This is a genomic window from Actinomadura geliboluensis (genome assembly GCF_005889745.1).
In the GTDB taxonomy this organism is placed as follows: domain Bacteria; phylum Actinomycetota; class Actinomycetes; order Streptosporangiales; family Streptosporangiaceae; genus Spirillospora; species Spirillospora geliboluensis.
This window is the reverse complement of sequence record NZ_VCKZ01000120.1, coordinates 1-21,482: the sequence shown is the minus strand read 5'-3', so window position 1 is coordinate 21,482 and position 21,482 is coordinate 1. Positions and strand designations below refer to the sequence as shown.

The window sequence follows — 21,482 nt, the reverse complement described above, 5'->3', positions numbered from 1 at the left end:
GCCATGGTGAGTGCGAGGGCGGGGGCGCTCAGCGCCGCCAGTGCCCGGGTTCGGGAGCGGAACACCAGCGTTACCTCCCAGTACGCCTGCTGAAGGTGCGGTACGGGTGCGCCCGGAACGTACGTCCCGATCATGCGGAGATCCAGTGCGCCTGCCGGATCCGGCCATCCCGCCGGCCGGATCGTCCATCATGGTGATCGTGCCGACCTCCCCGAGCCCCGACCCCAGCGCCGCGCCGCGACCGGCGGAGCTTGACGCGGTCTTGGAACGGATCACCTACGCCAACGAGGACACCGGGTACACCGTCGCGCGCGTCGCGACCGCCAAGAGCGGGAGCGACCTGCTCACCGTGGTCGGCGCGCTGCTCGGCGCGCAGGTGGGGGAGAGCCTGCGGCTGACCGGCCGGTGGCGCTCGCACCCCAAGTACGGGAAGCAGTTCGAGGTCGACTCGTACACGACCGTGCTGCCGGCGACGATCCAGGGCATCCGCCGCTACCTCGGCTCCGGCATGATCAAGGGGATCGGGCCGGTGATGGCCGACCGGATGGTCGAGCACTTCGGCACCGACATCCTCCGCGTCATCGAGGAGGAGCCGAAGCGGCTCGTGGAGGTCCGCGGCCTCGGCCCGAAGCGCAGCAAGCGGATCGGGGACGCGTGGGAGGAGCAGAAGGCCATCAAGGAGGTGATGGTCTTCCTGCAGGGCGTCGGCGTCTCCACGTCCCTCGCCGTCCGCATCTACAAGCAGTACGGCGACCAGTCGATCGACACGGTGCGCAAGCGGCCGTACCAGCTCGCCTCCGACGTGTGGGGCATCGGGTTCAAGACGGCCGACACGATCGCGCAGGCCGTCGGCATCCCGCACGACAGCCCCGAGCGGATCAAGGCGGGCCTCCAGTACACGCTGTCGGAGGCCGCCGACGACGGGCACTGCTTCCTGCCCGAGCCGAACCTCGTCACCGCGGCGGAGAAGATCCTCGGCGTGCCGAAGGAGCTGATCGTCCCGGCGCTGGACGAGCTGGCCCGCGACGAGGGCGTCGTCCGGGAGCCGATCCCGGGGGACGGCGACGACGCCGCCACCATCCCCGCCGTCTACCTCGTGCCGTTCCACCGGGCCGAGCGCTCGCTCGCCCGCGGCCTCCTCGACCTCCTCGACGCCCCTACCGACCGGCTCAAGGCGTTCGCCGACGTCGACTGGGACAAGGCCCTCCCGTGGCTGCGGCGGCGCACCGGCCAGGCCCTCGCCGCCGAGCAGGAGGAGGCCGTCAGGCTCGCGCTGACGTCCAAGGTGTCGGTGCTGACAGGCGGCCCCGGCTGCGGCAAGAGCTTCACCGTCCGCTCGGTCGTGGAACTGGCCGCCGCGAAGCATGCCAAGATCGTCCTGGTGGCGCCGACCGGGCGGGCCGCCAAGCGGCTCGCCGAGCTGACCGGGCACGAGGCCGCCACCGTGCACCGGCTGCTCCAGCTCCAGCCGGGCGGCGACCCCAAGTACGACCAGGACACCCCGCTCGACGCCGACCTCGTCGTGGTCGACGAGAGCTCCATGGTCGACCTGATCCTGGCGAACAAGCTGGTGAAGGCGATCCCGCGCGGCGCGCACCTGCTGCTCGTCGGGGACGTCGACCAGCTTCCGTCCGTCGGCGCGGGCGAGGTCCTCGCCGACCTGCTCGGCGCCGAGGTCATCCCGCGCGTCCGGCTCACGAAGATCTTCCGGCAGGCGCAGGAGTCCGGCATCGTCGTCAACGCGCACCGCGTCAACGCCGGCGAGCACCCGCACACCCGCGGCTACGCCGACTTCTTCCTGTTCCCGTGCGAGGAGCAGGACGAGGCCGCCGAGCTGACCGTGGACGTCGTCGCGAACCGCATCCCGCGCAAGTTCGGGCTCGACCCGCGGCGCGACGTCCAGGTCCTCGCGCCCATGCACCGGGGCACCGCCGGGGCGGGCTCGCTGAACGCGCTCCTGCAGGAGGCGCTGACCCCGCACGACGACGCCCGCCCCGAGCGCCGCTACGGCGGCCGCGTCTTCCGCGTCGGCGACAAGGTCACCCAGCTCCGCAACAACTACGACAAGGGCGAGGCGGGCGTCTTCAACGGCACGGTCGGCGTCGTCACGAAGGTCGACCTGGAGGAGCAGTCGCTCACCGTCCTCACCGACGAGGACGAGAGCATCGGCTACGCCTTCGACGAGCTGGACGAGCTGGCCCACGCCTACGCGATCACGATCCACCGCTCGCAGGGCAGCGAGTACCCGGCGGTCGTCGTCCCGCTCACCACCGGCGCGTGGATGATGCTGCGCCGCAACCTGCTCTACACCGGCATCACGCGGGCGAAGAAGCTGGTGGTGCTGGTCGGCTCGCGGCGCGCCCTCGCCGCCGCCGTCCGCACCGCGGGCGCGGGCCGCCGCCACACCGCCCTCGCCCACCGGCTGTCCCAGCGATAGGGCCTGTCCCAGCGGTAGGGCCTGTCCCGTGGTGGCCGGCTCAGCGGTAGCGGGCCAGCTCCCAGGGGTCGTGGGCGCAGAACACCTCGACCTCGCCGCCGCGCGCCAGCTCCCGCAGCCGGGCGACGTTCGCGAGCCGCAGCTCCCGGTCCACCTCGCCGCCCGCCTGGACGAGCTCCATCAGCGGATGCGTCACCGGCTCGGGGCGGTCGACCTCCCCGTGGTACATGTACGCGTCCCCGGCGTGCAGGAGCCAGCGGTCCCCGTCCCGCACCGCGACGCCCGCGTGGCCCGGCGTGTGCCCGCCGATCGGGACGAGCAGGATCTCCCCGGCCACGCCGTCCAGGGCCCGGACGCCGTCGAACCCGTGCCAGGTCTCGCCCTCGCCGTCCGCGTAGGCCACCCATTCCGGGCCGTGGGCGAGTTGCGCCGGGGTCTTGCCGCCGTCCGCCCGCTCCGCCTCGAAGACGTGCACGGCCGCGTCCGGGAAGTCGCTCAGCCCGCCCGCGTGGTCGCGGTGCAGGTGCGTCGGGACGATGTGCCGGACGTCGGCGGGGGAGTAGCCGAGCGCCTCGACCTGCCGGACGGCGGTCGCGGCCGGGTCCAGCGTCGGCCCGGCCATCTCCACCCAGTCGTCGAGCAGCCGCTCGGACGGGCGCTCGACGTCGCCGAGGCCGATCCCGGCGTCCACGAGGAGCAGGCCGGACGAGTCCGTCTCGACCAGCAGCACATGACCGGCGGCCCGCGCCGGCCGCAGCGGGCTCTCCGGCCCGTCGGCGGGCTCGATCTCCCGCATGGGGGCGCAGTCGAGGTGGTGAACGCGCATGGGACTCCTCACAGATGGTCGGCGAGCTGGCGGGTGACCTCGTGGATGACGGTCACGTCCCGCTGGACGCGGGCGAGCATGATGGCGCCCTGCAGGGACGACAGGACCAGCGCGGCCAGCGGGCCGACCCGCTCCTCCGGCACCCCCCAGCCCCGCAGCGCGGCGCGGAGGCCGTCCAGCCACTCCCCGTAGGCGGTGTCGCAGGCGGCGCGGAGGGCCTCGCTCGCGCCGGCCGTCTCCAGGGCCACGGTCGCGATGGGGCAGCCCTTGCCGAAGTCCGACTCCAGAAGGCTCCGGGCGAAGTGCTCGCCGATGGCCGCGAGGCCGGCCCGCCCGTCCGGCGCGGCGAGGACGGCCGCGGTGAGCGCCTCGGCGACCGTCCGGCCGGACAGCGCCACCGACTCGGCCGCGAGCTGCTCCTTGCCGTCCGGGAAGTGGAAGTACAGCGAGCCCTTCGGCGCGCCGCTCTCCCCGAGCACCTGGTTCACCCCGGTGCCGTGGTACCCCTGCCGCTGGAACAGGTCCGCGGCCGTCCGCAGGACCCGCTCTCTCGTCTCTCCGCGCGGTGCCATGCCCGACAGACTAGACAGACCGGTCTACAAAGTCCAAGTGCTCACCCGACGCTTCTCGAAATGTTTCGACAGCGTATTCCCATTTCGCAAGCAATGATCGAGATCTCAGAAGAATTTGACGACCGAAAGTTCCTTTCGATGTATTGACACATTTCGAGGGCGTTTCCACAATGAGGTCCCCCGCCCCTGGAGGAACACGGAATGACCCAGCACGCTCCCCTGCCCGGCGCGTCCGGGAGAAGACCCTCCGGCGCCCGCCGCCCGCTGATCCTCACCGCCGTCCTGACCCTGGCGGCCGCCTTACTGGTGGGCCTGCCGGCCGCGGCCGGACTGGCGGCCCAGCGCGCACCCGCCGCCGCGCCGCTCGCCGCCGACGACTGCAGCGCCGGCTACGTCGGCCTGACCTACGACGACGGGCCCACGTCCGGCTTCACGTCGACTCTGCTGTCCACCCTGCAGCAGAACGGCGTCCGCGCCACGCTGTTCAACATCGGGCAGAACGCCCAGAACAACCCGTCGCTGGTCAGCGCGGAGAAGAACGCCGGCATGTGGATCGGCAACCACAGCTGGACGCATCCGCACCTCACCCAGATGTCGCAGTCGCAGATGCTCTCGGAGCTGCAGCGGACGCAGCAGGTGATCCAGCAGCAGACCGGCACCGTGCCCCGGCTGTTCCGGCCGCCTTACGGGGAGACCAACTCGACGCTGCGGGCGGTCGAGCAGCAGCTCGGACTGACCGAGGTCATCTGGGACGTCGACTCGCAGGACTGGAACGGCGCGTCCACCGCCCAGATCGTGCAGCGGGCGAGCCAGCTCCAGAACGGCCAGGTCATCCTCATGCACGACGGGTACGGCACGACGATCCAGGCCATCCCGCAGATCGTCGCGAACCTCAAGAGCCGCAACCTGTGCCCCGGCATGATCTCGCCGTCCACCGGACGCGCCGTCGCCCCCGACGGCGGCGGGAGCACTCCGCCGCCCGGCGGCGGCTCCTGCACCGCGCAGATCACCCAGGGCCAGCAGTGGAGCGACCGGTTCAACCTGTCGGTCACCATCTCCGGCGCGACCAACTGGATCGCCACCGTGACCGTGCACAGCCCGCAGAAGATCATCGCGACCTGGAACGGCTCGCCGACGTGGGACGCCACCGGCACCGTGATGACGATGCGGCCGAACGGCGGCGGCAACACCTTCGGTTTCACGATCCAGCACAACGGCAACTGGACCTGGCCCGACGTCTCCTGCCGGACCGGCTGAACGGGCCCACCCCGGGGCGCCTTCCCGGTGACCCCGCCCCGGCCGTGGGGAGGTGCGCCGCCGTCAGCCCTGCTCGGGAGGCGGCGGCGCGGTGCTCTTGCGGACGACGAGGCTGGTCGACAGCTCCAGCCGCGTCGCGACCGGCTCCCCGTTGCGGATGCCGAGGATGATCTGCGCGGCGGACTCCGCCATCTGCCGCAGCGGCTGGTGGACGGTCGTGAGCGCGGGGCTCGCCCAGGGCGCCACCGCGACGTCGTCGTAGCCGACCACCGACAGGTCGTCCGGGACGCGCAGCCCGTGCACCCGCGCGGCCTCCAGCACGCCGAGCGCCTGCAGGTCGCTGCCGGCGAAGATCGCGGTCGGCCGGTCGGGCCGGCCGAGCAGTTCCATCGCCCGCTCGAAGCCGCCGTCCACGTGGAAGTCGCCGTAGGAGACGTACGACGGCTCGACGTCCAGCCCGGCCATGCTCATCGCGGAGCGGAAGCCGTCCAGCCGCGCGACCGAGCACAGCATGTCCGCCGGCCCGGTGATGATCGCGATGCGCCGGTGCCCCTGGTCGATGAGGTGCCGGGTCGCCGCGAGGCCGCCGGACCAGTTGGCCGAGCCGACCGACGGGACGTCGGGCTCGGGGTCCCCGGCGGGGTCGATGATGACGAACGGGATCGAGCGGGACCGCAGCCGCTTCTTGTACTCCGGCGGCATGCTGGAGAACAGCAGCACGACGCCGAGCGGGCGGCGGCGCAGCACCCCGCTGATCCACTCGGGGCCGGGGGAGTGCCGGGTGCCGCTCTCGGTCAGCACCAGGCTCGCGCCGTTGGCCTTGGCGACGCTCTCCACCCCGCGGATCAGCTCCATGGTCCACAGGCTCTCGATCTCGTGGAGGACGATCTCGATGAGCGGCGCGTCGGGGCCCGACCGGGAGCCGCGCCGGTAGCCGTGGTGCTCCAGCAGGCGCTCCACCCGGAGGCGGGTCTTGCGGGCGACGTCCTCGCGGCCGTTGAGCACTTTCGAAACTGTCGAAATGGAGACGCCGGCCTGATCCGCCACTTGGGCCAGGGTCACCCGGCCGGGTTCGTCCTCCTGCTGCATGCTGGAAGCATAAGGATCTCGGCGGCGGCTCCGAAAGCCGGTACCCGCGCGGAGACGGAGATCACTGCCGCGCGTAGCGCTCGACGGCCGCGATGAGAAGGTCCTCCGCGAGGTCGTAGACCCGGTCGACGTCCTCGGCGGTGCCGGTGAACCGGCCGTTGGCCTCGGACGCCGCGAGCCCCAGCCCGATCGTGTCCAGCAGCCGCTGCAGCGGCGGGACGACGTCGTCCGGCACCCCGGCGCTGCGCAGCATCGCCTGCACCGCGTCGCGGGCCCGCCGAGCCTCCCCGGTCACGGTCGGCCGCGTGAACAGCAGCAGGAACACCGCCGGATGGCGCCGCGCGACCTCGCGCACCCCGGCGCCGAACGCGCGGAGCCGGTCCTGCCAGGGCAGCGCGGGGTCGTCGTCCGGCAGTTCCCGGATGAGGCGCTCGACCAGGCCGTCCAGGAGGCCCTGCTTGTCGCCGACGTACCGGTAGAGCGCCATCGGCGTCACGCCGAGCCGGTCGGCGACGCCGCGCATGCTCACCGCGTCGAGGCCGCGCTCCTCGGCGAGTTCCAGGGTCGCGTCCAGCACCTCCTCGCGGGTGAGGCCGCGGGTGCCGCGACCGCGCGGCGCGGGGGTCTTCATGACCGGCAGTCTAGCGGTTAATATACGCCGTATATCTACACCGTATATTAACGAGAGGTCCGGACCCATGCCCCCTCGCCAGCCCCCTCGCCGGCGCCCGGCCTGGACCCTCGCGGTCGCCTCGGCCGCCGGGTACCTGCTCGTCCTCGACCTCGTCGGGGTGAACATCGCGCTCCCCGACATGCGCCGCGGCCTCGGCGCCGGCCTCGCGGAGGTGCAGTGGGCGGTCGACGCCTACGCGCTCGCGCTCGCCGGGCTGCTGCTCACGGCGGGCGCGCTGGCCGACCGGCTGGGCCGCCGCCGCATGCTGCTCGGCGGGCTCGCCGCCTTCACGGGCGCGTCCCTGGCCTGCGGGCTCGCGCCGTCGGCGCCCGTGCTGGACGCCTTCCGCGCCGTGCAGGGGATCGGCGCGGCCGTGCTCTACGGGACGGCGTCGCCGCTGCTCGCGGCGGCGTATCCGGCGGGCCGGGGCCGCAACCGCGCGCTCGGGGTGTACGCCGCCGCGGCGGGCGCCGCCATCGCGACAGGCCCGCTGGTCGGCGGCGCGCTCACCGGGCTGCTCGGCTGGCGGGCGATCTTCTTCCTCAACGTGCCGGTCGGCGTCGCCGCGTTCGCCGTCGCCGCCCTGACCGTGCCCGAGTCGCGGGACCCGCGGCCCCGCCCGCTCGANCCGGCCGCCGCCGTGCTCCTGACGGCGGGCCTCGGCGGGCTGCTGTGGGCGCTCATCGAGATCCCCCGGCTGGGCTGGCACGCGCCCGGCGTCCTGGTCCCGGCGGCGGCGGGCGCCGCCGCGCTCACCGCCCTCGCGCGGCGCCGCGTCCCCGAACCCATGATCGACCTGTCGCTGCTGCGGGACGGCCTGTACACGGCGAACGCGTCCGCAGCGCTGTTCTCGCACGCCGCCGGCACCGGGTCCCTGGCCTACTTCTCGCTCTACGTGCAGGGCCCGATGGGCACCCCGCCGGCGCAGGCGGGCCTCTGGTTCCTCACCTACAGCGCGCCGGCGCTGGCGGCGCCGCTGCTGCTCGCGCGGGTCGCGCACCGCGTCCCGTCCGCCGCGCTCGTGGCGGCCGGGCCGCTGCTGACCGTGCTGTCGACGCTGCTGCTCGCCGCGACGTACCGGACGGGCTCGTGGCCCGCGATGGTGCCGGGATTCGCCCTCGGCGGGCTCGCGGCGATCGGCAACCTGGTGTCCAGCCAGGTCGCCCTGGAGGCGGCCCCGGCCGAGCGCGCGGGCGTCGCCGCCGGGATCACGAACACCGCCAAGCAGCTCGGCATCGCGGTGGGCGTCGCGGTCCTCGGCGTCCCCTACGGCCTGGCCGGGGTCGGCGGGATGCTGCTCACCGCGGCGGCGCTGGCCCTGGCCGGCGCGCTTCCGGCCCTCTACCTCCTGAGCGCCAGCCGGTCGAGGCGCAGGCCGGTGAAGGCGCCCGCGGTCACTCCGCGCACCCGCTCCGACCAGACCAGGTGATCGTGGGCGGCCCACAGCGGCATCGCGGGCATGTCCCGCAGCATCGCGCTCTCCGCGAGGCGCGCGGGGATCACGCCGTCGTCGGCGGTGGCGGCCTTCTCGGCGTCGGCGACGAGGCCGGTCGTGTAGGCGTCGTCGAACCCGGTCCCGGCGGCCAGCAGCGGGGTGAGCGCGGCGACGGGCGCGGGGTAGGCGGCCGTGGTGTGGACGACGAACGGGCCGTCCACCTCGCGGCCGGCCACGGCCTCGCGGAGGCCGGTGACCGGGCGGGGGCGCGCGTCGAGCTCGAGTTCCTTGCGGAGCTGGTCGGCGACCGCTTTGACCCAGGCGTCGTCGCCCCGGTCCGCCTCGTACCAGATGTTCAGCGGCCCCGTCAGCCCGCCCGCGTCGGAGAGCGCGGCGACGGCGGCCTTCGAGTCGTGCACGCACAACCGGCACTGCCCCTCGCGGCGGCCGGGGAGGATGCCCGGCGCCATGAGGGAGTCGGCCGGGGAGTACTGGTGCCCGAGCGCCCCCTCGGTCACCGCGGACCGGTCGATCGCCATCGACAGCGCCGACCGGACCGTGGGGGACGCCAGCCGCTCCGCCCACGCCGGGAACGCCAGGTACGTCACGTCCCGGCCGGGGACGGCGCGGTGCCGGTCCCCGAAGTCGGCCTCCATCGACTCGTGCCGGTCGGGCGGCACCTGCGTGGCGACGTCCAACTCGCCCGTGGCCGTGGCGCTGTACTGCGCCTTCGCGTCCGGCATCACTTTCACGGCCACCGAGCGGCCCTTGCCCGACCGGGGCCGCAGGACGATCTCCCGCGCGCTCCGCGACGCCACCGTGAACGGGCCGTTCCCGACCGGTCTCCGCCCATAGGACGCCCAGTCGCGCGATGTGAGGACGCTGTCCGGGAGCGGGAAGAACGCGGGGTCGCCGAGAAGGGCGGGGAATCCGCTCAGCGGACGGTCGAGCGTCACCTCGAAGGCCAGGTCGTCCTTCACCGTGAGCCCGGCCACGCTCTCCGCGCCCCGCCGGGCGCCCTTGACGTGCGCGACGTCGGTGAACAGGCGCGCGCCCGCCCAGCCCTCGCGCAGGGCGGCCGTCCAGGCGCCGGTGAACGAGCGGGACGTGACGGGCGAGCCGTCCTGGAACGTCGCGCCGGGCCGCAGCCGGACCGTCCACACCCGCCGGTCCGGGCTGGTGACCGACGCGGCGGCGGCGTTCGCGGGCGCGCCGGTCTCCGGGTCGTAGGAGACGAGGCCCGTCCACACCGCGTTCGCGATCATGCGACCGGACGTGTCGCGGACGTCGCCCGGCAGCAGCGTCGCCGGGGCGGCGGCGCCCACCGCGATCCGCGGGTCGGCGGGCTCGCTCCACGCCCGCAGGGCCGCGACGGGGGCCAGCAGCACCACCACCGCCCCGGTGACCAGGGCCGCGGTACGCGTGGAACTCTTCATGCCTCTCCTGGGAGCCGGAGCCGGCCGACGCCGCGAGCGTAGAGCAGCCGGACAGGTCCCACCAGTCCTTACGGTCCTGAGTCCATTTCGTGACCGGCCGCCTGTTGATCAAGCACGTGGCCGCGGTCACACTGGCGCTTGCGATGATCCTCTTCCGTGGAGGCGCGATGCTCCCCCGCACATCCATCCCCGCCGGGCGCCTGATCCAGGGCGGCGTGGCGGTCGCGGCGTCCGTGGCGCTGCTGGCCGGCAGCGCCTGGGCATGCCCGCCCGAGCCCGAGAACCAGACCACCCAGGCCGCGGGGCAGGCCGCCCAGGCGGAGGGGACCGGCGGCCACGCCGGGCACTTCCACCGGGCGGACGCCGCGGCGACCGAGAAGTCCGAGGCGGTCAAGGGCGTGCGGCGCGTCGGCGGCGTGACCGACGCCAAGGGCGCCATCTCCCTGATGTTCATGGACTACGGCCACGGCCGGCACAAGCGCACGATCATGTACGCGACCGGCGACTTCGGGCTGAAGGCCTACGACATCACCGCCGACCCCAAGGTCCCCAAGCTGGTCGGGCAGTTGAACATGCCCGGCATGTGGGAGACCGAGGACACCGACTTCGACCCCAAGCGCAAGATCATCTACCTGTCCCGGGACCCGCGCGCGTTCGGCGGCAACACCCGGACCGGCGAGTCGGGCATCTACGTCGTGGACGCGTCCAAGCCGGAGAGCCTGCGCCAGATCACCTACGTCAAGGTCCCGGCCGGGCACACCACGACGTGCGTGAACGACTGCAAGTACCTGTGGACGGGCGGTCCCGCCAAGGCCGACTGGATGCCCGCCGACTGGGGCGGCCGCCCGGTCTGGGTGACCGACGTCCGCAACCCGGCCAAGCCGAAGGTCCACAAGGACCCGATCGACACCGGCCGCAACGACGGCAAGACCGACTACACCCACGACATCCAGGTCGACTCCAACGGGGTCGCGTGGGCGTCCGGTCGCGGCGGCGTGCGCGGGTACTACACCACCGGCCGCCACTACGACCCGGTGGCGAAGAAGTGGCGGAAGGCCACGGCCGTCGACCCCGTCCCGTACGCGGGCGGCGGCCTCGACGAGGCCACCACCAACTCCACCTTCATGCACAACAGCTACCGGGCGGTCGGCGGCACGCGGAACCAGGCCGCCGACCCGCGCAGGTGGGGCAACGGCAAGCTGCTGTACATCACCGAGGAGACGTTCAACGACGGCTGCGCCAACGACGGGCTGCTCGTCATCGCGTCGCTGGAGGGCTCCTACGGCGGTGAGGGCTGGCGGTCCACGCCGGAGAACAAGTTCCGCCTGCACACCGTCGGAACATGGGGCGTGGCGGGCAAGGAGGGCAGCGACCCCACCAGCACGGACTGCTCCGCCCACTACTTCGACGTCCGCGACGGCGTGATCGTCCAGTCGTTCTACTCGCAGGGCACGCGGTTCCTGGACGTCCGCGACCCGACGAACCCCCGGCAGGTCGCCTACTACCGGCCGGCGGACGCCGCGTCCTGGCAGCCCTACTGGCACGGCAAGTACGTCTACGTCGCCGACAACACGCGCGGCGTCGACGTCCTGGAGCCGACCTTCCGCTGACACCGCAGCACACGAAGGCCCGCCCCGGCCAGGGGCGGGCCTTCGCCGTCACAGCGCCGGTCTGTATCTGAGACCAGTCGTGTCAGCGCCCGTCGTGTGAGCGCTTGTCGCCGGGGTGGCGGGCGGTGCGCTCGGCGGCCTGGACGGCGGACCCGGCGGCCCGGCGCAGCTGGTGCCCGGCCTGCTGGACGACCTGGACCGGCCGGGCGGGCAGGTGCCGCTCCGCGCCGCGGTGCCGCCGCCAGTGCTCCCGGGCGCGGGCCCGGTGCTCGACGCGCAGGTTCTCGATGAGGCGGTCGACGTCCATCGACACCTCCCCGTACAGCGGCCACAGGTCCCCGGCCGCGGCCCGCCCGTGCAGCTCCCGGCGGAGCCGGGCGCGGCGCTCGCGGGCCACGTCCACCCGCACCTCCAGATCGTGCTCGGCGTAGAACGGGCGGGCGTCGCGGGCGAGGTCGGAGCGGGCGAGGCGGCCGTAGGCGGCGATGCTCGCGGCGATCCCGGCGAGGGCGTCGCCGAGTTCGCGGCGCAGCAGCGGGTCGGTCATCAGCCGGCCCCGCTCGCCGAACCGCTCGTCGTCGGCCAGCGACCGGGTCAGCCCGCGCAGCGAGAGCATGCAGTGCTCCATGGTCTCCATGGCGTTGCGCAGCGCGACGCCGGCGTCCACGAGCCGCCGCGCCCGCGGGTTGAGCCGGACGCTCTCCTCGGCGGCGCCGAGGTCGCGGTCGGTCCGGCCGATCTCGCGGGCGAGCCGCTCGGCCTCCTCCTGCCAGCGGGCGGCCTCGCCCGCGGTCCGGTCGCCGCGCAGCCCCTCGGCGATCTCCTCGATCAGCGTCCGCAGCTTGCCCGAGATGTCCTCGACGGCCTCCTCCGCCGGGCGGACCCGCACCGAGGGGACCAGCAGCGTCGCGGCCAGCCCGGTGGCGGCGCCGATCAGCGTCTCCAGCACCCGCTCGGCCGCGCCCGCCTCGCTGGCCGCGCCCAGCGCGAAGATCAGCATCGCGGAGATCGGCACCTCCAGCACGTGCTCGCCGAGCCGCAGGACGTGCCCGATGACCAGCGCGGCGAGGATGGTGAGGCCGAGCGTCCACCAGGAGAACCCGATGGTGCTCGCGGCCATCACCGCGACCAGCACCCCGGAGGTGACCGCGGCGACCCGCAGGATGCTCGCCTTGATCGTCCCGACGACGGAGAACTGCACGACGAGCAGCGCGGTCAGCGGGGACAGCAGCGGCTGCGGCCCGCCCGCCGGCAGCACGGCCGTGGCCAGCACGAACGCCAGCACGGCGGTGAGCGTCAGCCGGGCGATCTTGTAGGCGGTGGACTGCACCTCCGTCGCGACGCGGAGCGGCGGGCGGCGGGCGCGGCGGCCGTCACCGGATGCGCGGTCGCCCGCACGGGAGCGGCGGCGCAGGAACGGGAGCGACATGCCGGGAGTCCTTCCCGCACGCCGGCAATATTGCGGCAAAGTCCCAGAATGCGGGTCAGATCACGTCCGTCGGCGGGCCCGGAACGCGGCGACGTTCGTCCGGTTCGCGCACGCCTCCGAGCAGAACCGGCGCCGCCCCGCGCGGGACGTGTCGGCGTAGACCCGGTCGCAGCCGTCGGCGGCGCAGACCCCGGTGCGGCCGAGGCCGTGCTCGACGATCAGCTCGGCGAGGTTCATCAGCGTGGTCGCCCGGAACCGGTGGGTGAGCCGGGACGAGGGCGGTGCGTAGTGCATGTGCAGGCCGTGCGGCTCGTGGTCGGACAGGTGCGGATGCATGGGGATCTCCAGCATCAGCCGGTTGAGCAGCGCCGTCGCGTCCTGCAGCCGCTCGGCCTCGAAGAACGGCCGCAGGATGCGGCCCCAGGCGCGGAAGTCCTCGGCGTCGGCGTCCTCGAACTCGCGCCAGAAGAACTCGTTCTCGCGCAGGATGCGGCGCAGCGCGTCCGCCGAGGCGTCCCCGCCCGCGCTGGTCACGGCGTTGACCAGCGCGGCGGCCGCCGATACCCCGTGGCTCTTGTAGCCCGTGACGCCCATTACCCCTGCCTCCGGTTCACCCTGACGTCTGTAAATGTTATCTTGGGTACAACCCTTACAGACGTCCCTGGGGATGCGCCGTGGAATGCCCGCGCTGTGGCTGGCCCGAGTCCGATGTGTACGAGGTGCTGTCGCGGCACCTGACCTCCGAGGGCGTGGTGACCTACACCCGCTGCGCGTGCGGCCGGCTGCAGATGCGCGTGCAGCGGTTCGACGCGGGCCCCGTCGTGGCCGCCGGCCGCGCCGCCGGCGCGCCGCCGGACCGCCTCTGACCGGCCCTGTTCCAACCGGACCGTCCCTGACCGGACCGTCACAGACCGCACCGCACCTCCCTCAGTGGCGCCAGCGGGTGGCGGCGGCGATCTCCTCCGGGGTCGCGCCGTCCAGCAGGTCGATCTCCCCGCGCCGGACGGTCGCGACCGTGTCGACGACCGCCTCGCCGAGCGCGTCCCGCAGCGCGGCGTCCGCCTCGAACGCCGCGACCGCCGCCGCGAGCGAGGCCGGCAGCGGCGTGATGCCCCGGGCCGCGCGCTCCTCCTCCGCCAGGCCCGCGGGGTCGGTCTCCACCGGCTCGGGCAGCCGCCGGTCGGCGCCGAGGCCGTCCCGCCCCGCCGCGAGCAGCGCCGCCAGCAGCAGGTACGGGTTCGCGGCGGCGTCCAGGCACTTGACCTCCAGGTTCGCGGCCGTCGCCCGCTCGCCGTCGGCGCCGGTGATGAACCGCAGCGCCGCCTCCCGGTTCTCCAGCCCCCAGCACGCGAACGCGCTCGCCCAGTGCGACGGGATCAGCCGCAGGTAGCTCGCCACCGTCGGCGCCCCGACTGCCAGCAGCGCCGGGAGCCGGTGCAGGATCCCCGCCGCGAACGACTCCCCGGCGGCCGTCATCCCGTACGGGCCGGAGCCGCCCGCCATCGCGTTCGCGGGGCCGTCCGACCCGCCCTGCCGCCACAGGCTGAGATGCACGTGGCAGCCGTTGCCGACCGAGTCGGCGTCGACCTTGGGGGAGAACGACGCGGCCAGGCCGTGCTCCATCGAGACGGCCCGGACCGTCTCCCGGACGAGCACGGCGGTGTCGGCCGCGCCGAGCGGGTCCTCGGCAGCGACCGACACCTCGTACTGCCCGGCCGCGTACTCGGGGTGCAGCTGCACGACGGTGACGCCGGTCTCCTTCAGCGCGTGGAGGACGTCCCGCAGGTAGCCGGCCAGCTCGGTGACCCGCGTCATGCCGTAGGCCGGGCCCTTGCACGCGGGGACGAACGCGTCCCCCTCGCCCTTCGACACCGCCCACTCGATCTCGAACGCGGCCTTCACCGACCAGCCCCGCGCGGCGAGCCGGTCGGTCTCGCGGCGCAGCAGGGCCCGCGCGTCCAGCGGGTGCGGGGTGCCGTCCTGCGCGTACCGGAGCGCGGGCGCGTGCGCCCAGCCGGGCAGCGCCGCCATCGGCACGAGCCGCTCCAGGACGGGATGCAGCCGCAGGTCGCCGGTGGGCCCGCCGATGTACCGGCCGGAGACGATCGAGTCGTCCAGCAGGAACACGTCGAACACCGGCGACATCCCGACGCCCCACGCGGCGGCGTGCTCCAGCCGGCCCACCGGGACGGTCTTGGTGCGGGTGATGCCGCTGACGTCCACCCAGGTCAGCGCGACCGCCGCGATGCCCTGCCCGGACAGCCGGCGGGCGGCCTCGGCGGCCCGCCCGCCGAGCCGCGCCCGTTCGCGCCCGTCGAGCGCGTACGCGTCGGGGCCCGGGTCGCCGGGCGCGGTCTCGGAGGTCTGTTCCACGGTGCTGGCTCCCGGTCGGAGTGGCGGCGGAGGAGGCGGGCACGGCCTGTAAGGGCCCGTAAGGGCATCGTAGGGAGAACACCGGCTTGTTTCAGGGAGGCGGGCGCCGTGCTGGAGTACCTGGAGTCGCTGCCGCTGGTCGACCACCACTGCCACGGCGTCCTCGGCCGCGACCTCGACCGGACGGAGTTCGAGGAGTCGCTCACCGAGGCGGAGACGTCGGGACCGCCCGGCGTGAGCATGTTCGACACGCAGGTGGGGTTCGCGCTGCGGCGCTGGTGCCCGCCCGTCCTGGACCTGGACGCGCACGCCGAGCCGGGCGACTACCTCGCCCGGCGGGCCGAGCTCGGCGCCGCCGAGGTCAACCGGCGGTTCCTCGCCGCGGCCGGCCTGGACGCGCTGTACGTCGACACCGGCTACAGCCCGGAGGCGATCCTCGACCCGCCCGAGCTCGGCCGGCTCGCCGGGGCCGCCGCCCACGAGATCGTCCGGCTGGAGACCGTCGCCGAGCAGGTCGCGGCGGACGGGGTGGAGGCCGCGCGGTTCGCCGACGAGGTGCGCGCCCGGCTCGACGCCCGCATCGACGCGGGCGGCCCCGCCGGCGCGAAGTCGATCGCCGCCTACCGGGCCGGGCTGGAGCTGTCCGGGGAGCGGCCGTCCGACGCGGAGGCGGCGGAGGCGGCCGGGCGGCTGATGCGCGCGGCGGAGGAGGCCGGGACGGCGCCGCGCGTGTGCGACGAGGTCCTGCACCGGTTCCTCGTCTGGTGCGCGGTCGACGCCGGGCTGCCCGTCCAGTTCCACGTCGGGTACGGGGACGCGGACGCCGACCTGCGCCGCGGCGACCCGCTGCTGCTGATCGGGCTGCTGCGCGCCATGGACCCCGTCCCCGCGATGCTGCTGCACAACTACCCGTTCCACCGGCACGCGGGCTACCTCGCCCAGGTGCTCCCGAACGTGTACGTCGACGCGGGGCTCGCGACGCACAACCTCGGGCACCGCTCGCCCGCGCTGATCGCCGAGCTGCTGGAGCTGGCGCCGTTCGGGAAGGTGCTGTACTCCTCGGACGCGTTCGGGCTCGCCGAGCTGTACCACCTGGGCGCGCTGCTGTTCCGGCGCGGCCTCGCCGGGTTCCTCGCGGGCGGGGTGGAGGACGGCGCGTGGGCGGCCGCGGACGCCGAACGCGTCGCGGGGCTGGTCGCGTCGGGCAACGCCCGCCGCGTCTATGGTCGGTGATGAACGCGATCTTCTGGGAGGAACCGGCATGGCCGCACGTGCACGCCTGCTCGTCATCGGGGGCGACGCCGCCGGGATGAGCGCCGCGTCCCAGGCCCGCCGGCGGCGCGGCCCGGACGAACTGGAGATCATCGCCGTCGAGCGGGGGCACTACGCGTCCTACTCGGCGTGCGGGATCCCGTACTTCGTCGGCGGCGTGGTCGGCGACCTGGACCAGCTCATCGCCCGCACCCCGGCCGAGTTCGCCGAGCGGGGCATCGACCTGCGGATGCGCACCGAGGCGGTGGAGATCGACCCGGACGGCGGCCGGGTCCGGCTCCGCGACGTCGACGGCGGCGGCGAGCGCTGGGAGTCCTACGACGACCTGATGATCGCGACGGGCGCCGTGCCCGTCCGGCCGCCGCTGCCGGGCGTGGACGCGAAGGGCGTGCACGGCGTCCAGATCCTGGACGACGGGGTCGCGATCGTCGAGGGCCTCGAAGAGCGCGAGGCGCGCCGCGCCGTCGTGGTCGGCGGCGGCTACGTCGGCCTGGAGATGGCCGAGGCGATGGTGATGCGCGGCCTGGAGGTGTCCCTGGTGGACGCCGCGGAGCAGCCGATGGGCACGCTCGACCCGGACATGGGCGCGACCGTCGCGGACGCGATGCGCGGCCTCGGCGTGAAGCTGTACTTGGGGGAGCCGGTCGAGGGCTTCGACACCGGGCCGGACGGGTACGTCACCGCCGTCCGCACCGGGAGCCGCACGCTCCCGGCGGACCTCGTCGTCCTCGGCCTCGGCGTGAAGCCGGAGACGGGGCTCGCCCGCGCGGCGGGGATCGCGACCGGCCCGACCGGCGGCGTCGTCACCGACCGGCGGATGCGGACCCGGACCGAACGGGTGTGGGCGGCGGGGGACTGCGTCGAGAGCCGCCACCTGGTGTCCGGCGGTCCGGCCGCGATCCCGCTCGGCACGCACGCCAACAAGCAGGGCCGGGTCGCCGGCATCAACCTCGGCGGCGGCTACGCCACCTTCCCCGGCGTCCTCGGCACCGCCGTGTCCAAGATCTGCGACTGGGAGGTGGCGCGGACCGGGCTGAACGAGCGGGAGGCGGCCGCCGCCGGGTTCGCGGCGGTGACCGCGACCGTCGAGTCCACCACCCGCGCCGGCTACCACCCGGGCGCCACCGAGATGAAGACGAAGCTGGTCGCCGAGCGCCGGTCGGGCCGGCTGCTCGGCGCGCAGATCGTCGGGCGGGAGAACGCCGCCAAGCGCATCGACGGCCTCGCCATCGCGCTGTGGAACCGGATGACGGTCGAGGAGATGACCGGCCTCGACCTCGGCTACGCGCCGCCGTTCGCGCCCGTCTGGGACCCGGTGCTGGTCGCCGCCCGCAAGGCCGCCGACGCGGTCGAGGCGGACATGCGCGCCGGGTGCTGACCGGTTTCCTGATCGCTTTGTCGGTGTTCTCCCTTAACGTGTGGCGCCATGAGCACGACGGGGCCGAGGACGGCCGACGAGAACACCTGGGAGACGCCGGCCGCGTGGCGGGGGCTGATCCATCCGCGCCGCGACCGGTCCCCGCGCCGCCCGGCGGTGCGGTCCGACGACGCCGCGCTCCGCCAGGCGCGGGCGCTGCTGGACGCCGTGCGCGGCCGCGTCGAGGAGATCCTGGCCCTGCCCGGCACGACGCCCGCGCTGGCCGAGCACGCCCGCGCCTACCTGGGCGGCGCGCCCGACCCGCTCGGCGCGGCGGTGGCCGCCGCCGTCGCGGTGTCCGAGGGCGGGCTGGTCGAACTCGGCGGCAAGTCCCCGCTCCTGGACGCCTGGACCGCCGAGCACGGCCTGCCGTTCGCCGCCTGCGCCTACGCGGAACAGCCCGCGATCACGGTCGACTACGTCCAGGCCGGGATCCAGCGGACATGGGCGGGCGTCCGCGACTCGACGGCCTCCGACTACATCGGGGGCTGGTGGGCGCGGGAGGGGGAGGCCCGGCATCTGCGCGCGCTGCTGGCCGCCGCCGACGACGACGTCTACGCCGAGGCGGTCGAGTCGCTGGCGGCCCGCCGGCGGACGTCCCTGCAGCGGCTGGTCGTCTCCTACCTGGTGCCGACCCGGCGGGACTGGGTGGACGAGGTGTGCGCGGACCCCGAGATCGAGGCCATCCCCGTCCACAACGACCTGCGCTGGATGCTGTTCTGCTCGCTCGGCGACCCGCAGCAGGTCGACGCCGACCGCCTCCCGCTCGGCTACCGCGACCGCGCCCTGAGCATCCTCGCGACCCTCATCGACGGCATCGGGCCCGCCGGCGCGGTTCCGCTGCTGACGGGCGCGCTGGACGGCGAGTACCTCGGGACCGACGCCAAGCGGACCATCCTGGGCGTCCTCGCCGTGCTGCCCGTCGACGGGGCGTTCCAGGCCCTGGTCGACCGGGTCGGCGACCGCCACGTCCCGCCCGTGCTGCTGGCCGCCGCCGGGTCCTTCCCCGCACGGGCGATGCGGTCGCTGGCCGCGTCGGCCGGGAAGCCGGAAGTGGAAACGGTCCTGCGGCAGCACGTCCTCACCCACCCGGAACTGCTGGAGGAGATGCTGCCGGAGCTGCCGGAGGAGTCCCGGGCGGCGATCGAGCGACTCCGCGACACCGGCGCCCGGGTCCCGGAGGCGGCGCCCGAGGCGCTGCCGCCGCTGCTCACCGCCCCGCCGTGGACCCGTCCCCGGACGAAGGCCAAGCCCGTCGTCATCAAGGACGTTCCGTCGCCCGGCACGCGCTCGATCGCCTGGGAGCCGGGGGAGCGCGACGCCTGGGATGCCGACCTCCACCACCGCTGGCGCTGGGCGAAGCGCCTGGACTGGAACGTCCAGGCCGCGAAGTTCCAGAAGGGAGAGCTGCCCGCCTTCCAGGAGATCACGTTCCTCGTGGAGGCGCCCGATGAACTGGTGCGCCCGCTGCTCGTCGACTGGCATCCAACCGAGGCGTGGGGGATGGACGAGGCGGGCCCCGTCATCGTGGCCCGCTACGAGCTGGACGCGCTGGACGGCGCCGTCCGCCTGGCGCGGCTGGACCCGACGCACTGCGGCCACATCCTGCTGCCCTACCTGAGCGACGACGTCGCGCGGCTGATGGCCGACTGGCTCGCCCGGCTCAAGCAGGCGGGGAAGACGGCGCGCGCCTGGTTCGGGCGGCACGGTCACGCGGCCGTCCCCGCGCTGCTGCCGGACGCGCTCGGCAAGGCCGGCGCCGCCCGCCGCGCCGCCGAGGGCGCGCTGCGCGCCATCGCCGAGCGGCACGGGGCCGAGGGCGTCGTGGCGGCGGCCCGCGTCCACGGAGACAAGGCCGCCGGGGCGGTCGAGGCGCTGCTGTCCGCCGACCCGCTCGACGTCCTGCCCGCGAAGATGCCGGCCACCGGGGGGTGGTCCGACGCGCGCCTGCTCCCGCAGCTCCTGCTCCGCGACCGCGCGCACGCCCTCCCGGCCGCCGCCGCGCAGCACGTGGTCACGATGCTCGCGATGTCCAAGCCCGGCGCGGAGTACGCGGGGGTGGGCGCCGTCCGCGAGCTGTGCGACCCCGAGTCGCTCGCCGGGTTCGGCTGGGCGCTGTTCCGCGCGTGGGAGGCGCAGGGGGCGCCGCCCAAGGACGGGTGGGCGCTGACGCAGCTCGGCCTGACCGGCGACGACACCACGGTCCGCGGACTGACCCCGCTGATCCGGGCCTGGCCGGGCGGCGGCGGCCACGCCAAGGCCGTCACCGGCCTCGACGTGCTCGCCGCCATCGGCACCGACGTCGCCCTGATGCACCTGCACGGCATCGCGCAGCGCGTGAAGTTCAAGGGCCTGAAGGGCAAGGCGCAGGAGAAGATCGAGGAGGTCGCCGCCGGGCTCGGCCTGACAGCCGAGCAGCTCGCCGACCGGCTCGTCCCCGACTTCGGGCTCGACGCCGACGGCGGCATGGTCCTCGACTACGGTCCGCGCCGCTTCACCGTCGGGTTCGACGAGCAGCTCAAGCCCTTCGTCATGGACGAGGACGGCAAGCGCCGCAAGGCCCTCCCCAAGCCGGGCGCCAAGGACGACCCCGAGCTCGCCCCCGCGGCCTACAAGGCGTTCTCCACGCTCAAGAAGGACGTGCGGACCGCCGCCGCCGACCAGATCCGCCGCCTCGAAGCGTGCATGGTGACGCGCCGCCGCTGGCCGGTGGCCGAGTTCACCGAGCTGCTGGCCGGGCACCCGCTCGTCCGGCACATCGTCCGGCGCCTGGTCTGGCTCGCCTTCGACGGGGGCGGGGACGGCGACGGGGACGGCGGCAAGACGACCGCGTTCCGCGTCGCCGAGGACGGCACGTTCGCCGACGTGGACGACGACGTCCTTATCCTCGCCGACTCGGCGTCCGTCGGCATCGCGCACCCCGTCGACCTCGACGTCGAGCCGTGGGCCGAGGTGTTCGCCGACTACGAGATCCTGCAGCCGTTCCCGCAGCTCGGACGGCCCGTCCACCGGCTGGCGGACGAGCAGCGCGCGTCCGGCCGGCTGGCGGAGTTCGAGGGCCGGACGGTGCCGTTCGGCAAGCTCCTCGGGCTGACGTCGCGCGGCTGGCAGCGCGGCGAGCCGCAGGACGCGGGCGTCGAGTGCTGGATCTCCCGGCGGCTCCCCGGCGGACGGTACCTCACGATCGCCCTCGACCCCGGCATCGCCGTCGGGATCCCCGACGAGTTCCCCGACCAGACGCTGGTGACGGTCGGCCTGGCCGCCCGTCCCGAGCAGTTCTGGCTCAGCACCGAGAACCCGACGGGGACGTTCGCCGACCTCGACCCGGCGACCGCGTCGGAGATCCTCGCCGACCTCGCGACCCTCACCTCCTGACCTCCTGACCCGCTTAGCCCGACCTGCCGACCCGAGAGAGAGCCATGGAACTGCCGAAGGCGCTGCTGGAACCGCCGTGGGCGGCGCGCAAGTCCGCCGCGACCCCGCCGGGCGACGAGCCGGTGCTCGTCGCGGGCCTCGAACCGCCGGGCGGCCGCACGATCCGCTGGGCGCCGGGCGAACGCGAGGAATGGGCCGCGAGGGAGCCCTACGGGTCCTGGCGGGACGGCGAATGGGAGGAGGCCGCCGAGAAGTTCCGGGACGGCCGGATGGGCTACGAG

General features: G+C 74.4%; 17 protein-coding genes. 9 read left to right on the top strand and 8 right to left on the bottom strand.

What is annotated here, in order from left to right; translation table 11 throughout:
* Window positions 1-199 precede the first annotated feature (199 nt).
* Window positions 200-2,437: an SF1B family DNA helicase RecD2 gene (gene recD2, locus ETD96_RS18015; RefSeq protein WP_240807785.1), complete on the top strand. Its 2,238-nt coding sequence runs from the start codon at window positions 200-202 to the stop codon at window positions 2,435-2,437.
* Between the two features lie 40 nt (window positions 2,438-2,477).
* Here the strand turns inward: recD2 and ETD96_RS18010 are convergent, their stop codons facing one another.
* Both ETD96_RS18010 and ETD96_RS18005 read right to left on the bottom strand, forming a co-directional pair.
* A complete protein-coding gene (locus ETD96_RS18010) occupies window positions 2,478-3,263 on the bottom strand; it encodes an MBL fold metallo-hydrolase (RefSeq protein ID WP_138637618.1) in 786 nt (261 codons plus the stop codon).
* Window positions 3,264-3,271: 8 nt separating this feature from the next.
* On the bottom strand, window positions 3,272-3,835 hold the full coding sequence (locus ETD96_RS18005) for a TetR/AcrR family transcriptional regulator (protein ID WP_138637617.1): 564 nt from the start codon (window positions 3,833-3,835) through the stop codon (window positions 3,272-3,274).
* Between the two features lie 201 nt (window positions 3,836-4,036).
* On the opposite strand from ETD96_RS18005, the gene ETD96_RS18000 reads away from it, so the two are divergent.
* The gene (locus ETD96_RS18000; protein WP_138637616.1) at window positions 4,037-5,092 is read left to right on the top strand and encodes a polysaccharide deacetylase family protein; all 1,056 of its coding nucleotides are present in this window, start codon (window positions 4,037-4,039) and stop codon (window positions 5,090-5,092) included.
* Window positions 5,093-5,155: 63 nt separating this feature from the next.
* Here the strand turns inward: ETD96_RS18000 and ETD96_RS17995 are convergent, their stop codons facing one another.
* Window positions 5,156-6,181 carry a LacI family DNA-binding transcriptional regulator gene (locus ETD96_RS17995; RefSeq protein ID WP_138637615.1) on the bottom strand — a complete coding sequence of 342 codons (1,026 nt, stop codon included), beginning with the start codon at window positions 6,179-6,181 and terminating at the stop codon, window positions 5,156-5,158.
* A 61-nt stretch (window positions 6,182-6,242) separates the two neighbouring features.
* Window positions 6,243-6,812 carry a TetR/AcrR family transcriptional regulator gene (locus tag ETD96_RS17990; RefSeq protein ID WP_138637614.1) on the bottom strand — a complete coding sequence of 190 codons (570 nt, stop codon included), beginning with the start codon at window positions 6,810-6,812 and terminating at the stop codon, window positions 6,243-6,245.
* Here ETD96_RS17990 and ETD96_RS17985 point away from each other — a divergent pair.
* Window positions 6,703-8,283, top strand: a complete 1,581-nt coding sequence (locus tag ETD96_RS17985; protein WP_138637613.1) for an MFS transporter — start codon at window positions 6,703-6,705, stop codon at window positions 8,281-8,283. The genes ETD96_RS17990 and ETD96_RS17985 overlap by 110 nt on opposite strands.
* Here ETD96_RS17985 and ETD96_RS17980 read toward each other — a convergent pair.
* On the bottom strand, window positions 8,196-9,725 hold the full coding sequence (locus ETD96_RS17980) for a peptide ABC transporter substrate-binding protein (protein WP_138637612.1): 1,530 nt from the start codon (window positions 9,723-9,725) through the stop codon (window positions 8,196-8,198). The two genes, ETD96_RS17985 and ETD96_RS17980, sit on opposite strands and share 88 nt — an antisense overlap.
* Before the next feature lie 167 nt (window positions 9,726-9,892).
* Here ETD96_RS17980 and ETD96_RS17975 point away from each other — a divergent pair, with 167 nt between their 5' ends.
* A complete protein-coding gene (locus ETD96_RS17975) occupies window positions 9,893-11,335 on the top strand; it encodes an LVIVD repeat-containing protein (protein ID WP_138637611.1) in 1,443 nt (480 codons plus the stop codon).
* Window positions 11,336-11,417: 82 nt separating this feature from the next.
* Here ETD96_RS17975 and ETD96_RS17970 read toward each other — a convergent pair whose 3' ends face one another.
* Both ETD96_RS17970 and ETD96_RS17965 read right to left on the bottom strand, forming a co-directional pair.
* Window positions 11,418-12,764 carry an FUSC family protein gene (locus ETD96_RS17970; RefSeq protein WP_138637610.1) on the bottom strand — a complete coding sequence of 449 codons (1,347 nt, stop codon included), beginning with the start codon at window positions 12,762-12,764 and terminating at the stop codon, window positions 11,418-11,420.
* A 60-nt stretch (window positions 12,765-12,824) separates the two neighbouring features.
* Complete coding sequence (locus ETD96_RS17965) at window positions 12,825-13,358, bottom strand: CGNR zinc finger domain-containing protein (RefSeq protein ID WP_138637609.1); 534 nt, start codon at window positions 13,356-13,358, stop codon at window positions 12,825-12,827.
* A 116-nt stretch (window positions 13,359-13,474) separates the two neighbouring features.
* Between ETD96_RS17965 and ETD96_RS17960 the strand changes: the two genes are divergently transcribed.
* Window positions 13,475-13,630 (top strand): hypothetical protein, encoded by a 156-nt coding sequence (locus ETD96_RS17960; RefSeq protein ID WP_171069086.1) that lies wholly within the window; start codon window positions 13,475-13,477, stop codon window positions 13,628-13,630.
* Between the two features lie 61 nt (window positions 13,631-13,691).
* Here the strand turns inward: ETD96_RS17960 and ETD96_RS17955 are convergent, their stop codons facing one another.
* On the bottom strand, window positions 13,692-15,137 hold the full coding sequence (locus tag ETD96_RS17955; RefSeq protein WP_205719330.1) for a type I glutamate--ammonia ligase: 1,446 nt from the start codon (window positions 15,135-15,137) through the stop codon (window positions 13,692-13,694).
* A gap of 108 nt (window positions 15,138-15,245) precedes the next feature.
* Here ETD96_RS17955 and ETD96_RS17950 point away from each other — a divergent pair, with 108 nt between their 5' ends.
* From ETD96_RS17950 to ETD96_RS17935, 4 genes are all read left to right on the top strand, one after another.
* Window positions 15,246-16,370 (top strand): amidohydrolase family protein, encoded by a 1,125-nt coding sequence (locus ETD96_RS17950; protein WP_138637607.1) that lies wholly within the window; start codon window positions 15,246-15,248, stop codon window positions 16,368-16,370.
* A gap of 28 nt (window positions 16,371-16,398) precedes the next feature.
* A complete protein-coding gene (locus ETD96_RS17945; RefSeq protein WP_138637606.1) occupies window positions 16,399-17,787 on the top strand; it encodes an FAD-dependent oxidoreductase in 1,389 nt (462 codons plus the stop codon).
* A 48-nt stretch (window positions 17,788-17,835) separates the two neighbouring features.
* Window positions 17,836-21,201: a DUF4132 domain-containing protein gene (locus ETD96_RS17940; protein ID WP_138637605.1), complete on the top strand. Its 3,366-nt coding sequence runs from the start codon at window positions 17,836-17,838 to the stop codon at window positions 21,199-21,201.
* Between the two features lie 44 nt (window positions 21,202-21,245).
* Window positions 21,246-21,482 (top strand): hypothetical protein (locus tag ETD96_RS17935; RefSeq protein WP_138637604.1); only part of this gene is annotated, 237 nt, incomplete at its 3' end.